The sequence below is a fragment of the Amycolatopsis rifamycinica genome, assembly GCF_000695625.1.
GTDB lineage: Bacteria > Actinomycetota > Actinomycetes > Mycobacteriales > Pseudonocardiaceae > Amycolatopsis > Amycolatopsis rifamycinica.
In genome coordinates this window covers 163,656-178,222 of record NZ_JMQI01000039.1, presented here as the reverse complement: position 1 = coordinate 178,222, position 14,567 = coordinate 163,656, and the positions used below count along the sequence as shown (strand labels likewise).

The window sequence follows — 14,567 nt, the reverse complement described above, 5'->3', positions numbered from 1 at the left end:
GGGCCCGCCGTGGTTTCCGGGGCTACCGGCTCAGAACAGGCCTTCGACGGCGTTGTCCGTGGCCTGGTAACCGTCGGCGATTTCCGGCAGCACGGCCGCGATCTGCGCCAGGACCTGCTTGAGGTCCTCGAACTTCTGGTCCCAGGTGCGCTGGGCGGCGTCGTACTGCTCCTTCGCGGAACCGGTCCAGGTGGTGACCAGCGGCTTCAGGTCGTCCTTCAGCCGGTCGAAGGCGGCCTGGAGCTCGCCACCGGTCGCCTGGCAGTCGTCCGCGGCCGCGCGGATCGTGGCGTAATCAACAACAATTCCGGCGCCATCAGGCATGATGTGCTCCTTTGTGAGAGAAAGTTTGTGAGGGAAGGGAAAATCAGCCGAGCTTGTCGAAGCCCGCGTTCACGGCGCGCAGGATTTCCTGCTGCTGCTGCTCGGAACGCTCGTACTTCGAACCGGCTTCCTTGAGGAGCTCACCGATGCGCTGCAGGGCCTGCGCCATGCCGCGGGCGTCCTCGTCGAAGCGGTGCATGACGTTGGCGAAAGCCTGCTTCGCTTCACCCTGCCAGCCGGCGCGGGTGGCCTCGATGCGGTCGCGCAGCGTCGCGAGGTTGTTGTCCATCTGCGCCCGGACCTCGGTCACGCGCGCCTCGGACTCCGTGAACTGCTGGACTGTCCCTTGAAAACCAGGCCCACCGCTCATGTCGGGACCCCCTTCTGTGAAGTGATGGTTCGGCCGTAACCAAGCTTGTTCGCTCGTACGGCCCTACGACGCAGACACTGCCACGTCCGGTTCCCCCTTGTCGTGCTTTGCCCCGAAGTAGTTGCTTGCGTTAACGCCCTGCGGGGGAACCGGCGGCGACCGGTATCGGCGGCACACCCCGAACCGGTGGCGCATCACCCGAAAAGGTCTTCCCCACCAGCGGGATTAGCACGCGCACAGCGACCGTGGCTTCGGTTTCACTGATCGCGCTGCATAATTCGCATCTGGGAAAAGTCTTCGTCCTCGTCACCCGATCGAGGGGGCCGGGCCGGAGATTGCGAACGCGAAGGAACCGGCTCGTGAACAACGGGAACCGCGAGCCCCCGGGCGCGGCGGAACCGTTCGGCGGCCGCGCGCAGCGTTCCCGGCGTCGGGTCGCCGGACTTCGCGCCCCGGCCGCTCCGCTTCAGGAGGTCGGCGTTTTCGCTGTGGTGCCGCTGGTTGCGGGCCTTCGCGTTCCCGGCGACGCGGCGCGCGTGCGTCACCGCGTCCTGGCCGATGCGCCTGAAGGACGCCGCGGCGCCTTCGAATTCTCCGGACGGCACCGCGTGCCCCCTCTCAGTTGCGGATTTCGACCGTGCGCACGGCCTGCGCGCACGCGGCGGCGACCCGCTCGCGCAGCGGGGCCGTGGCGTACTGGCAGCCGACGTGGACGCGGATCCGGCCCTTCGCCACGACGTACCAGTCGACCTGGAGATCGGGCCGGTCCGGTTTGCTCTCGTGGTAACCGATGACGGTCTTGCCGGCGTAGGACAGGTCCGGGTTGTACGCGCTCCAGCGCTCCGGCGACCGTTCGGCGAGCTGCCTGAGTTCGTCGACGAGCTTCTGCCGGTCCGCGGTCGCGTCGTAGTCCATGACGTACTCCTGGGCGACCACGAGGTCGTTGCCGTCCCGGGACTCCTGCGGGTGGATCACGACCTGCTTGTCGGCGACCCGGTCGTCGGTCTGGACCCAGTCCTCCGGGGCGACGAACCGGAAGTCGTACTGCGAGAGCTCCCGGCCGCTCTCCGCCTGGTTCCCGGAGCCCTTGAACACGAAGAACCCGGCGACGACGAGGGCGGCCACGACGACCACCGCGACCGCGACCACGCCCCACAGCTTCCGGCGGCTCTTCCCGGCCGGTTCGGGCGCGGGCCGGGCGCCGGTGGCCGGGACCGGCGGGTTCGGCCGGGCGGGCGGCGTCCACGGCCGGGCCGCCGGCTGACCGGACGGCGGCGACGGCGGTGGCACCGGGCGGTTCGGGAACCCACCCGGTGCGGTGCGCGGCGGCGCCGGGCGCGGGGCGACGTCGCCGGGGCGGACGACCTCCGTGCGCTGGGCGACGTCGCCGGGGCGGACGACCTCCGTGCGCTGCGCCGCCGGGTTGTGGGCGCCGCCCGGTGCCGCGCCCAGCCGGGCCATCGCTTCGCCGGGCAGCGCGCCGGTGCGGTCCGGGTCCACCAGCACCGCCCGCAGTGCGCCGCGCGCGACGACCGTCTCCGGCTGGTCGAGGCTCGTCGGCACGACACCGGTGCGTTCGTGCACCAGCCGCGAGATCATCGGGATCCGGCTCGACCCGCCGACCAGGAAGATCGCCGTGAGCTGCTTCGGCCGCAGGCCGGCGTCGCCGATCGCGGCGACCGTCAGCTCGACGGCGCGGCCCAGCGGCGCCGCGATCAGCCGTTCGAGGTCCTCGCGGGTGACGTGCGCGTCGGCGAACGGCGGCGGCATCGGCACGTCGGTGTAGGCGTGCCGGGACAACGTCTCCTTGGCTCCCCGCACGTCCTGGTGCAGCACCCGCCGGCGGCGCCGGTCCGCCAGCTCGCGGCCTTCGACGAGCTCGCGCCAGGCCGCCGGATCGGCCGCGGAGACCAGGGAACCGACGTGCTCCAGCAGCGCCTGGTCGATGTCCGCGCCGCCGAAGCCGGGGTCACCCCGGGCGGCGAGCACCTGGAAGCCGCCGCGCTGCGGACGGCCGGCGCGGTCCCGCGCGGTGTCCGGCGGCAGCCGCCGCACCACGCTGACGTCGACCGTGCCGCCGCCGAGGTCCAGCACCGCGAGCGCGTCGCCGGGGCGGCCGCTGAACTCCACGGTGCGGTCGTTCGTCACGTCCTGCGGCGCGAACGTCGCCGCGTGGTACACCGCCGCGGCGACCGGTTCCGGCACCAGCGCGACCTCGCGCGCCAGGCCGCCCGCGGCCTGCCGCAGGAGCCGGGTGCGGATCGCGCCCCAGTCCGCGGGGTGGGTCAGCACGAGCAGGTCGACTTCGGCGTCACCGGCCAGGCGGCGCGCTTCGGACACCGCGCGGCCCAGGACGGCGTGCACGACGTCGGTCACCCGCAGGACGGTCTCGCCGAGCAGCAGCTCGCCCTCGTCGATCCGCCGCTTCGGGTGGGGCTCGTACCGCGACGGGTCGACCGCCGCCTGCCGCTCGGCCTCCTGCCCGACGAACAGCGTGCCGTCCGCCGCCGCGTACACCGCCGAAGACATCAGCGGCTGGCCGTCGATCACCACGACCTGCGGCTCGCGCCCGTTCACCGAGGCGACGACACAGGTGCTCGATGTCCCGAAGTCCACCGCAACCCGGACCGTCACCAGCAGCTCCCGAAAAAGACCCAGCGTTCGTCGCGATCCCCCGCGCCCGGCCGGCGGGGCACGCCCTCGGGGAGGAACCTACCCCCCGCCCGCGCGCGCCCCGCCACCGTGCTCAGTCCGGCTGGATCCACGACACCTGGATCAGCTGCTTGCCGTTCTTCCGGGTCAGCAGGTTGCCCCGGCCCGGCGGCATCGCGCTCGGCTTGATGTTGCCGATCAGCGCGCCTTCGTCGCGCGAACCGTTCATCACCATGCCCGGGGCCGCGATCTCCTTGAGCTTGCCGATGATCGGGTCGTACATCGCCTTGCTCGCGCCACCGGTGCGCCGCACGACCACCAGGTGCAGGCCGACGTCCTTGGCCTGCGGCAGGAAGTCGGAGATCTTCCGCAGCGGGTTGGTCGTCGAGGTGGCCACCAGGTCGTAGTCGTCGACCAGGATGAACAGCTCCGGGCCCTTCCACCAGGACCGCGTCTTCAGCTGCTCCTGCGTGACGTCCGGGCCCGGCAGGCGGCGCGTCATCGAGTTGAAGACGTCGTTGACCATGCTCTCCAGCTGCGCGGCCGAAACCGCGTACCCGAGCAGCGAATCGCCCTGGACGAAGCCGAGCATCGTGCGCCGGTAGTCCACCAGGAGGATGAGCGCTTCCGAGGCGGAGTAGCGCTCCGAGATGCCCCGGGCGATCTGCCGCAGCAGGTTCGTCTTGCCCGACTCGCCGTCCGCGAAGGCGTAGAAGTGCGGTTCGGCGTTGAAGTCGAGGTAGATCGGCTGCAGGTTCTCTTCGTTGACACCGATCGGGATGAGCTTCGAGTCGCGGGCGGTGTCGAGCTTCTGCACCTCTTCGTAGGTGATCAGCTCCGGCAGCAGGCGGACCTGCGGCGCGACGCGGCCGCGCCAGGCACCCTTGATCTTCGCCACCGCGTCGGCCACGCCGGCCGCGATCGTCTCCGGGTCGCTGGAGCCGTCGATCCGCGGCAGGCCGCCCAGCATGTGCAGCTTCTCGCGGGTCAGACCGCGACCCGGACGGCCGGCCGGGATGTTGACCGCGACGCGCCGGTCGATGTCCGACTCGGTCGGGTCACCGAGGCGCAGCTCGAACCGGGTGCCCAGCATGTCCTTGATCGCCGGGCGGATGTCCGCCCACCGGTTCGCGGCGATGATCACGTGCACGCCGTAGGACAGACCCTGCGTGGCGAGCCGGGTGATCGAGGTCTCGAGCTCTTCGAAGTCGTCGCGCAGGGCCCGCCAGTTGTCGACGACCAGGAACGCGTCGCCGAACGGGTCCTGGTCCGGCCGGATCTCGCCGCGGCGCTTGCGGTTGCGGAACTCGGTCATCGAGTCGATGCCCATCGCCCCGAACCGGCCTTCCCGCTCGGTGAGCAGGGTGGTCAGCTCGGCCACGATCCGGCGGGCCTTGTCCGGTTCGCGCCGCGCGACCGCGACGCCGCCGACGTGCGGCAGGCCCGCGAGACCGGCCAGCGTGCCACCACCGAGGTCGAGGCAGTAGAACTGCGCCTCCTCCGGCGTGTGCGTGAGCGCCATCGACATGATCAGCGTCCGCAGCATGGTCGACTTGCCGGTCTGCGGGCCGCCGACGATCACGCCGTGCCCGGACGCCCCGGAGAAGTCCGCCCACAGCGGGTCGCGGCGCTGCTCGTACGGCCGGTCGATGATGCCCAGCGGCACCTGCAGCCGCCCGTTGCCGAAGAAGCCCACCGGGGACAGGCCGCGGTCGTCGGTCGGGTTGAGGTTGGGCAGCAGGGTGTCGAGCGAGTTCGGGTCCTTCAGCGGCGGCAGCCACACCTCGTGCGCCGGCGGGCCCTGGCCCACCAGGCGCGAGACGATGACGTCCAGCTCCGAGGGCTCGACGGCTTCCTCCGACTGCGGCGCCGCCGCCACCGGGGCCGCCTCGATCTGCTGGGGCTCCGGCTCCTTCGGCAGCTCGACGAAGTCGGGGACGAACAGCTGCGGCCGCTTGTCCGCGCGGACCACGGTCGCCGCCGGGCCCGCCACCTTCAGGCCGGCCGGCCGGTACGGGCCCGAGACGTAGGCCGCCTTGAACCGCACCAGCGTCGACGTGTCGAACTTCAGGTAGCCACCACCGGGGACCGACGGCAGCTCGAACGCGTCCGGCACGCCGATCGCGGCACGGGACTCCGCCGCCGAGAACGTCTTGAGGCCGATCCGGTACGACAGGTGCGAGTCGAGGCCGCGCAGCTTGCCCTCTTCGAGGCGCTGCGAGGCGAGCAGCATGTGCATCTGCAGCGACCGGCCCAGCCGGCCGATGGCGACGAACAGGTCGATGAAGTCCGGTTTCGCCGACAGCAGTTCGGAGAACTCGTCGCAAACGATGAACAGCGCGGGCAGCGGGTCGAGGTCGGCACCGTTTTCACGGGCTTTCTCGTACTCCCAGACGTTTTTGAAGTTGCCGCCGTTCTTCAGCGCTTCCTGGCGCCGGTTCATCTCGCCGGCCAGCGCGTCCTTCATGCGGTCGACCAGCGTGACCTCGTCCGCGAGGTTGGTGATGACCGCGGAGACGTGCGGGGCCTTGTCCAGGCCGAGGAACGTCGCGCCACCCTTGAAGTCGACGAGGACGAAGTTGAGCGTGCTCGACGAGTGCGTGGCCAGCAGGCCCAGCACCAGGGTGCGGAGGAACTCCGACTTACCGGAACCGGTGGCGCCGATGCACAGGCCGTGCGGGCCCATGCCTTCGGCGGCGGCTTCCTTGATGTCCAGCTCGACCGGCTGGCCGTACTCGCCGACGCCGAACGGGACGCGGTAGCGGTCGCGGATCGGCCGCGGCCGCCACGCCTGCTGGACGTCGAAGGTCATCGGGTCGCCGGGGATGCCGAGCAGTTCCAGCAGCGACGGGTTGGACAGCAGCGGCTCTTCGTCGCCGACGTCCTGACCCGCGGCGCCGCCGACGCGGTACGGCGAGATCAGCCGGGCCAGCGACTCGGTCTCGACCAGGCTCAGGGTGTCCGGGCGGCCGAACCACTCGACGCCGCCGGCGCTGCGGGCACCCAGCCTGTCGGCCTCGACGACCAGCCGGAGGCCGCGGCGGGCGGCGAGGTTGCCGAGGGAGTCGGACAGGTCGATCAGCGTGACGCCGACCAGGCCCTCTTCGAGGACGATCTGCTCTTCGCGGGTGACCTCGGCGTCGTCGATGATGATGACGACGTGCGGCTGGTCCGGGGCGGGCGTGGCGTTGCGGGAGAAGCGCTGGCGGTCACGCAGTTCTTCGTCGAGCCAGTCTTCGATCTGGGCCAGCGAGCCGGCCATCATGCGGAGCTGGCCGATGCCGTCGGAAAGCGTGGGGTGCTGGGCGTGCGGCAGCCACTTCGCCCACTCCCACTCCTGCTTCGCGCGGCCCGCGGTGGCGACCGCGATCAGCACGTCGTCCGGGCTGTGGAAGGTGACCAGCTGCGCGAGCATGGCGCGGGTGAGGCCGCGGGTCAGCGCCCGGTCGCCCTGCATGCTCACCGCGGCGAACCCGCGGAGGGTGATCTGGGTCGGCAGGTCCGGCACGATCGAGTGCGCGCGCACGAACCGGCGCAGCGCGAGGGTGGCGATCGGCTCCAGCTCGTCGACCGGCCCGGTCTGCGGCGGGACCAGCCGCGTGGCGAGGCGGTGCGAGCTGCGCCCGACGCGCAGGTGCAGGAAGTCCTGGTCGTTCTGGCGGCGTTCCCACATCCGCCGGCTGGCGGCCAGCGACCAGAGGGACTGCGGGTCGGGGTGGACCCATTCCAGGGCGGCGCGCTGGTCGACCATGGCCTCGCGGGCCCGGTCGCGCATCTGGCCCAGGTAGCGGAGGTAGTCCTTGCGGTCTTCGTCCATCTCGGCGCGCTTGGCGCCGCCGCCCTTGCCGCCGCCGCCCGCCATCATCCCGAGCGTCCCGACGACCATCATGCCGCCCATGGCCATCATCATCGGGTTCCGGTTGCTGGCCTGGAACATGAAGACCATCATCCCGAGCGACGCGACGATCATGACGACCGGAAGCGCCTTCATGACGATGTTGCCAGGGATGACGCGGGGCACCTCGGGCGGCGGCTCGAGGTGCACCTCACCGCCCGGCGGCCGCGGTGCCGCCAGCCGCGGCGACTTCTTGAACTGCAGCGTGCTCATCGAAGGACCCCTCTTCAAACTCGACGATGGCGGCCACCGCAAGGTGTGCGATCAACCTATCGAACGCCCCCGGGGAATTCCGCCGGATGCCCGAACCCCTCGTGAACGCTGCCCGTCGTCCTCGGGCGAGTGTACGGCGCGGCACCGACAGTAATGCCGGGTTCGCGACCCTGACCTGCCATTGCCGGTGAATTTCGGACGTTCGATGATGCCCGTGCCGGGGTTCGGTATAAGTTCCCCCGGGAGCAGCATCGACCGAGCGGGGGCAGTGCAGTGGCTACGGGCACGACAGTATTCAGCAGGGTGACGGTCGTCGCGCCGTCCACCCGGATCGACGTGGCACTGCCCGCCGACGTCGCGGTGGCCGATCTGCTGCCGATGCTGCTGGACATGGCCAAGGAGACCTCGCCCGACGGCGGGGCCCGCCACGGCGGCTGGGCGCTCGCGAAGCTCGGGGACGCCCCGCTCGACCCCAGCCGCACCCTGGCCTCCCTCGGCGTGGTCGACGGCGAACTGCTCCAGCTGCGCAAGCGCAACGAGAACCCGCCGCCGCCCCTGTACGACGACGTCGTCGACGCCATCGCCGAGTCTTCGCCGGACAGCTTCCGGCCGTGGACGAAGGAAACCGCGAACCGGTTCGGGCACGTCGCCGGCGGGCTGGCGCTGTTCGCCGCCGCCGTCGCCCTGTTCATGAGCGGCTCCTTCTACGGCGGCAGCGCGCTGGGCGCGGCCATCGCCGGCGGCATCGCCGCGATCGCCTGCGTCGCGATCGGCGCGACGCTCGCCAAGGGCTACCAGGCCGAGGCGACCGGCGTGCTGATCGCCGCGGCGGGCGGGCTGCCGCTGGCCTTCGTCAGCGGCTTCTACATCGTGCCCGGGCTGTCCCTGCGGGCGAACCTGCTGCTCGGCGCGGTCCTGGTGATCATCGTCGCCTCGGTCTGCATCATGGTCATCGGCGCCGGCATCACGACGTTCATCGCCGCGGCCACGGCCGGCACCTTCGGCGCGCTGGCCTTCCTGTTCGGCACGCTCGTCGCGCACCCGGCGGCCGGGATCGCGGCCGGCACCGTCGCGGTCGCCCTCGCCTGCATCTCGATCCTGCCCCGCGCCACGATCTGGCTCGCGAAGCTGCCGCTGCCGCACGTGCCGAGCAACGCCGAAGAGCTGAAGGAAGACTCCGGCTTCCCCGACTACCGGGCAATCGAGCGCCGCACGGCGATCGCGCACAACTACATGACCGGACTGATGGTCGGCTGCGGTGCCACGGTGGCCGTCTCGGCGGTCATCGCGGCGAGCGCGCCCGGGGCGTTCGGGATCATCCTCGGCGTCGTCGCGACGCTCGTCCTGCTGCTGCGCGCCCGCGCGTACGCCAACGGCAGCCAGGCGATCGCCCTGCTCACCACGGGCCTGGTCTCGGCCACCGGGATCGCCGTCGGCTGGCTGATCTCGGCCAGCGCGCAGAACCGCCTGCTCTACGTCTTCGGCCTGCTGATCCTGCTCGCGGCGGGCGCGCTCGTCGTCGGCGTGATCTTCCCGAACCAGCGGTTCTCGCCGCCGCTGCGGCGCACGGTGGAGATCATCGAAGCGATCTGCATCGCCTCCGTGCTCCCCCTCGCCCTCGGTGTGATGGACCTCTACACCACCCTGCGGCACCTGAACTTCAAGTGACCGGATCGGGTGAATCTCGGATGTCAGCAGGACGCCCCTTCGGCCCGGCCCGGCGCACCACGACGGCCCTGTTCGCCGGCACGATCGGCGTCCTGGCCTCGCTCGCCGGCGCGGGGACGGCGCAGGCCCAGACCGCCCCGGCCGACGGCTACTTCGCGGCGCCGCCGCCGGTCGACAACAGCAAGCTGATCCCGGACTCGCGCCAGCCGGACAAGCGGTACAAGCAGCAGAAGGGCTGCGTCCAGCGCAGCCTCGGCGAGAACATCGAACTCAAGTACCGGCCGTGGGGGCAGGACTACCTCCAGATCGCGAAGGCGCAGGAAATCGTCAAGGCCGCCACGGACGGTGGCGCCGGCCGGGGCGTCAAGGTCGCCGTCGTCGACACCGGGGTGACGCGCCATCCGTGGTTCCAGGACCGGCTCAAGTCCGGCGGCGACTACGTGGCCAAGCCGACGAAGGGCCAGCCCGACGGCCTCGAGGACTGCGACGGTCACGGCACCGAGGTCGCCGGGATCATCGCGGCGAAGCCGGACAACCCGGAGGTCGGGTTCGTCGGCGTCGCCCCGGACGCGACGATCGTGTCCTACCGCCAGCTGAGCGAGAACTACGAGCCCGACACCCAGACCCAGACCCAGACCCCGCCGTCGAGCAGCACCGAGGGCGCGCCGTCGTCCAGCACGAACCCGCCGCCGGGCGGTGGCGGTGGCGGCGCCGAGGGCGACGGGACCTTGCCCGGGCAGTCCAACGGCGGGCGGCAGCTGGAAAAGGCCGGCACGGCGGGCACGCTGAAGTCGCTGGCCGAGATCATCCACGGCATCGCCGAGCGGCGGGAAGCCGACATCATCAACATGTCGGTCGACAACTGCCGTCCGGCCACCGGCTCGATCACCGAAGGCGAACAGCAGGTCCAGGCGGCCGTGCACTTCGCCGCCGAAGCGGGCATCGTCGTCGTCGCGGCGGCGGGCAACGCGACGGACACCTGCCCGCAGAACGACCAGCCGGACGCGAGGCGGCCGAAGACGATCGTCACGCCGCCGTGGTTCGCGGACGACGTGCTGTCCGTGGGCGCGATCGACGAAACGGGTGGCGTGGCGCCGTTCAGCGTCCACGGTCCCTGGGTCGGCGTCGCGGCTCCGGGCACGAAGATCGTCTCGCTCGACCCGGCCGAGGGCTCGCGCGGACTGGCGAACCTGACGTTCGAAAGCGGCGACAAGGCCAGCGAAATCCAGGGCACGAGCTTCGCCGCGCCCTACGTCGCGGGACTGGCCGCGCTGGTCAAGGCGAAGTTCCCGGAGCTGAGCGGGCGGGCCATCGTCAACCGGATCAAGGAGACCGCCCAGCACCCCGCCGCGCCCGGCGGACGCGACAACTACGTCGGCTACGGGGTCGTCGACCCGGTGGCGGCGCTGACGCAGAGCCTGCCTTCGGAACTGGGGCAGCAGGCCCCGGTCCCGTCCCCGCAGATGGCCCAGCTCCCCCCGGCGAACGACCGCAGCCCGACGCCGGTGATCGTGGCGCTGGCCGGCACCGGCGCCGGCGTGGTCGCGCTGCTGATCACGCTGTTCGTGATGCACACGATCCGCCGCAACCGCCCGGAATCGAGCGGTTCGACCCGCCGCTGAGGCCTCAGTTCGCGGGCGGGGCCGCCGGTTTCTTCGGCTGCGGGTTCTCGTCCTCGCCGATCACCGGCGGAGCGACCAGGCCGGGCTCGCCGAGCAGGTCCGACGACTTCGTGACCGGACGCGTCTTCGACGGGCGGCGAGCCTGACCGCCCGAGCCGAAGGCGCCGAAGCCCATCATCGGCATCATCGGGACCCCGCCGGACGTGCCGTGGTCCGGCTCCGCGGGCGGCGACGGCGGCGGGTCGGCGGGCCGGTCGGGCTCCGGAGTCCCGGAGCCGGTGTGCCGCCCCTCGGCCGCGGACGGCGTTGTGGCATCGCCGGCCGAAGACGGCGTCGTGACCTCGTCGGCCGAAGACGGCGTCGTCGCCTCGTCGGCCGAAGCCGTTTCCGCGGCGGCCTGCTCGCCCGCCTCGTTCAGCGCGTCGTCGTGCAGCTTGAAGCGCTCCGGCGGGTACCGGTGCCGGATCTCGATGGTGCGGGAGGCCGCGTCCGGGTCGTCGACGCCGTCGCACAGCCGGTCGAACGCCTCCAGCACGTCGCGCGCGGTCTCGTACAGGGCCTTCGCCGAATCCCGCGTCTCCTGCAGCTGGGCCCGCGCCCGCTTGGCGCCGCCGCTCGGCAGCAGCATCGTCTCCGACGTCAGCTCCGCCGCGTCCACCAGCACCTCGACGAGGTCGACGACGACGTGCCGCAGGGTCGTCACCAGCTCGTCGAGCGCGCCGGCCAGGGTGTCGAGGGCCTCGCGGAGGTCGCCGCCCGCCGCGCCGACAGCACCGATGTACGCGACGAAGGAGTCCGCGTCACGGCCTTCCCAGCCCGCGTCGAGCCGGCCGAGCTGGTCGTCGAGGCGCGCCGAAACCTCGGCCGCGACCGACGCCGCCTGGCGCAGGCGGTCCGCCTCGGCGCCGAGGTCGGCCCAGCGGCCGAGCAGCGGGCGGAAGTACGTCTCGACGGGGTCGATCACACCCAGCTGCCGCGAGAGGTCCGTGAGGTAGTCCAGGTACGGCTCGGCCGCCGCCGTGATGTCCTCGCCCGCGGGCACGGGCACCGCGGCCGCCGAGGGGGAGCTTCCGGTCGTCATCCGTCAAGCCTCCCGGCCCGCTTGATCAGTTCCGCGGCTTCGTCGTCCTGCCCGCCGTGGCGGACCGTCACCTGCCGCAGCGCCTCCGCGGCCGAGCGCAGCGCCTCGGCGCCGTCGGCCAGCTGCCGCCGCAACGCCCCGGCCGCGCGGCCGTACGACTCGCCGAGGCCGATCTGCGCGCCCAGCGTCCCGTAGGACTCCGCGGTGACGTCCCCGCCGACCTCGGCCGCCGCCGCGTCCAGGTCGTCCGCGGCGGCTTCGGCCGTCTCGGCGTACCGGGCGACGACCACACCGTCCATCCTCAAGCCGGCCACGGCACCTCCACTCGCGAGAAAGACCTTCGAGCGTGGGACGTCCGCCGCGGTCCGGTGGTTCCGCTCAGTGTTCAGCCGAGGCTTCGCCCCGGGCCGGGGGCTGCGCCACCCGGACCCCCGAAAGCGTCAGTGTTCAGCCGAGGCTTCGCCCCGGGCCGGGGGCTACGCCACCCGGACCCCCGAAAGCGTCAGTGTTCAGCCGAGGCTTCGCCCCGGGCCGGGGGCTACGCCACCCGGACCCCCCGAAAGCGTCAGTTGCCCGGCGGCGCGGACGGGGTCGGGTACGAGCCGGCGTTCGGGTCGATCGGCACCGCGTCGAACTGCCGCAGCACGTCCTGGGTGTTCAGCGACGCCCCGGTCGGCAGCAGCCCGATGATCGACTCGGGCGCGGGCTGCCGGTTGTTCAGGCCGATCGCGTCCGCGGTCTGGGCGTCCGGGACGCTGTAGCGCACGCCCCGGTCGGAGATCAGCTGGATCTGGCCCTTGCCGAAGCTGGCCTTGCCGGTGGCGGACTGGACGACCGCCGCGAACCCGGGCTTGAGGTAGAAGCCGTTGAGCGGCACCCGGTTCGGGCCCGGCGTGGTCACCGTCATCGGGGCGAACCTGTCGCCGGTGCTCTTCTGACCGGGCAGCTGCGTGTCGACGTACACCGAGGTGTGCCCGTCCTGGTCGGGACCGGACCCGACCAGCGACCAGCCCAGGCACGCGACGGACGAGTTCTTCGTCGCGTCGAGGACCGTCGGCACCGAGCGCGGGAAGTCGTCGACCGGGATGTAGTCCGGGTCGGTGGGCTGCAGGGTCTTCACGCCGGCCAGCTTGTCGAGACCCAGCGTCTGGATGCTGCTGGAGCTGCCGTTCTTCGCGACGCGGATGATGTCGGCGACGGCGTTGGACACCCGCTGGATGCCGGCCGGGGTGATCGCCCAGTAGTTCAGCTCCCGCTGACCGGCCTGCTGCGTGGCGAAGACGTCGCCGGAGGCGAGGCCGTCGAAGTCCGCCGGAGCCGGGCCGTTCGGGATCTTCGGCGGCGTCAGCTTGGCGACCTCGGGGATCGCGTTGAGCAGCCCCTGGGTGATCTTCCGCGGCGACGGCGGCAGCTGCAGCGCCGTGCGGACGGCGTCGTTCGGGTTGTCGACGTCGATCTCGGCGCGCACGGTGTTCGCGTTCGGCCGGTTCCGGGAGCTCGGCAGCCGGTAGACCAGGTAGGTCTTCCCGTTGTCGGCCTTCGTCAGCAACGCCTCGTTCTCGCCGAGCTCGGCACCGAGGCCGCTCGGCGCGACGCCGCCGAAAACGTAGGTGTTGGTCCGGCCCGTGTCGGGGTTCGGCAGCGCCGTGTCGAGCTGGACCTGGTCGCAGACGGCCCAATTGGGGGAAATGCGCTGGGAATCCGTCGGGATCAGCTGCGGGCCGTCCGGAATTCCGGTCAGTTTGTCGCGCGGAATGTCCTTCAGCTGCTCGTCGGAAACGACCGTGGGATTCTTCACACTCGCCGCGCCCGCGGCGGCGGCCGCGGCGGGCGGCGGGGTCGCGCCACCGGCACCGCCCCCCGGCTGCTTCTGCTGGGCCAGCAGGAGAAGCCGCGCCGACGCGAGGTTGAACGTCGGGATCAGCTTCTTCGGGTTGCCCGCCACGACGTAGACCGTGCCGGACTGCTCGCCGATCACGATGTTCCCGGCCTCGGGCACCGACGGCGCCGGGCTGAGCAGGCCCCAGACGACGAACACGATCATGCCGAGCGCGCCCAGCACCACGCCCACGATGGTGGCCCGCGTGTGGGTGCGCATCGGGTCGTGCAGCATCACGGCGTCCCGCCGGACCAGCGCCGACTGCATCCGCCGTAGGACGAACTGATACGCCTGGACCTGAGACTTAGTCGTGGGTGTTGATGGCATTCTCGACCTACAGCTCTCCCCGTCGCGGTACGGTTCCGCAGGATAGCCGTACGGGGACCGTCTGGTGTGGGGTTTCTACCAACTCAAGCTAGTGTCGGGCACCCCGGGACCCGGCTTCCGGGTACGCAGCAAGCACGAGGGGAAGAGAAAGCGCGGATGTCCGTCACCACTCCTCCACGTCCGCCTGGCCCGCCCGGGCCCCCGCCGCCCGGTGGCCGTCCGCCGGGCCCCCCGCCGCGGCCGGGCAGACCCGGTGGTCCCGGCCTTCCCGGTGGCCCTGGCGGACCCGGTGGCGTGCCCGGTGGCCCGGGTGGCGGACCCGGTAGCCCTGGCGGTCCCGGCGGTCCTGGGATGCCTCCGCGCGGTCCTGGCGGCCCCGGTCCCGGTCCCGGCGGTCCGGGCGGACGTCCTGGTGGCCCAGGCGGTCCGGGTGGCCCAGGCGGACCCGGTGGACCCGGCGGCGGCGGCCCGGGCGGACCCGGTGGTCCTGGCGGTCCCGGCGGTCCCGGCGGTCCCGGCGGTGGCGGTCCCGGCGG

The 14,567-nt window shown here is 72.0% G+C and carries 10 protein-coding genes; 2 read left to right on the top strand and 8 right to left on the bottom strand.

The features are described from left to right. Positions 1–30: 30 nt before the first annotated feature. The 5 genes from DV20_RS18765 to DV20_RS18745 form a co-directional block, all read right to left on the bottom strand. A complete protein-coding gene (locus DV20_RS18765) occupies positions 31–324 on the bottom strand; it encodes a WXG100 family type VII secretion target (protein WP_043781985.1) in 294 nt (97 codons plus the stop codon). A 43-nt stretch (positions 325–367) separates the two neighbouring features. Beyond that, the gene (locus DV20_RS18760) at positions 368–694 is read right to left on the bottom strand and encodes a WXG100 family type VII secretion target (RefSeq protein ID WP_051736041.1); all 327 of its coding nucleotides are present in this window, start codon (positions 692–694) and stop codon (positions 368–370) included. Positions 695–951: 257 nt separating this feature from the next. Then, a complete protein-coding gene (locus tag DV20_RS18755) occupies positions 952–1,299 on the bottom strand; it encodes a hypothetical protein (RefSeq protein WP_043781982.1) in 348 nt (115 codons plus the stop codon). Positions 1,300–1,312: 13 nt separating this feature from the next. Then, the gene (locus DV20_RS18750; RefSeq protein ID WP_043781980.1) at positions 1,313–3,328 is read right to left on the bottom strand and encodes an Hsp70 family protein; all 2,016 of its coding nucleotides are present in this window, start codon (positions 3,326–3,328) and stop codon (positions 1,313–1,315) included. A 112-nt stretch (positions 3,329–3,440) separates the two neighbouring features. Further along, complete coding sequence (locus tag DV20_RS18745; protein ID WP_043781978.1) at positions 3,441–7,454, bottom strand: type VII secretion protein EccC; 4,014 nt, start codon at positions 7,452–7,454, stop codon at positions 3,441–3,443. Positions 7,455–7,757: 303 nt separating this feature from the next. On the opposite strand from DV20_RS18745, the gene eccD reads away from it, so the two are divergent. Together eccD and DV20_RS18735 are read left to right on the top strand one after the other, a co-directional pair. After that, entirely contained in the window at positions 7,758–9,122 is a 1,365-nt protein-coding gene (gene eccD, locus DV20_RS18740) for a type VII secretion integral membrane protein EccD (RefSeq protein ID WP_084093550.1), read from the top strand. A 20-nt stretch (positions 9,123–9,142) separates the two neighbouring features. Next, positions 9,143–10,744 (top strand): S8 family serine peptidase, encoded by a 1,602-nt coding sequence (locus tag DV20_RS18735; RefSeq protein WP_043781975.1) that lies wholly within the window; start codon positions 9,143–9,145, stop codon positions 10,742–10,744. A 4-nt stretch (positions 10,745–10,748) separates the two neighbouring features. Here the strand turns inward: DV20_RS18735 and DV20_RS18730 are convergent, their stop codons facing one another. The 3 genes from DV20_RS18730 to eccB all read right to left on the bottom strand — a co-directional run bounded on the left by DV20_RS18730 (position 10,749) and on the right by eccB (position 14,031). Beyond that, the gene (locus tag DV20_RS18730; RefSeq protein WP_043781973.1) at positions 10,749–11,825 is read right to left on the bottom strand and encodes a WXG100 family type VII secretion target; all 1,077 of its coding nucleotides are present in this window, start codon (positions 11,823–11,825) and stop codon (positions 10,749–10,751) included. Further along, a complete protein-coding gene (locus tag DV20_RS18725) occupies positions 11,822–12,139 on the bottom strand; it encodes a hypothetical protein (protein ID WP_235190875.1) in 318 nt (105 codons plus the stop codon). Before DV20_RS18725 ends, DV20_RS18730 begins: the two co-directional genes overlap by 4 nt. Positions 12,140–12,390: 251 nt before the next feature. Next, entirely contained in the window at positions 12,391–14,031 is a 1,641-nt protein-coding gene (eccB, locus tag DV20_RS18720; protein WP_084093549.1) for a type VII secretion protein EccB, read from the bottom strand. Positions 14,032–14,567: the final 536 nt, after the last annotated feature.

Bases quoted from the DNA above. Each gene is read 5' to 3' on its own strand.
- DV20_RS18760 (WP_051736041.1), bottom strand. From the start codon at position 694: ATGAGCGGTGGGCCTGGTTTTCAAGGGACAGTCCAGCAGTTCACGGAG.
- eccB (WP_084093549.1), bottom strand. From the start codon at position 14,031: ATGCCATCAACACCCACGACTAAGTCTCAGGTCCAGGCGTATCAGTTC.
- DV20_RS18735 (WP_043781975.1), top strand. From the start codon at position 9,143: ATGTCAGCAGGACGCCCCTTCGGCCCGGCCCGGCGCACCACGACGGCC.
- DV20_RS18730 (WP_043781973.1), bottom strand. From the start codon at position 11,825: ATGACGACCGGAAGCTCCCCCTCGGCGGCCGCGGTGCCCGTGCCCGCG.
- DV20_RS18765 (WP_043781985.1), bottom strand. From the start codon at position 324: ATGCCTGATGGCGCCGGAATTGTTGTTGATTACGCCACGATCCGCGCG.
- DV20_RS18745 (WP_043781978.1), bottom strand. From the start codon at position 7,454: ATGAGCACGCTGCAGTTCAAGAAGTCGCCGCGGCTGGCGGCACCGCGG.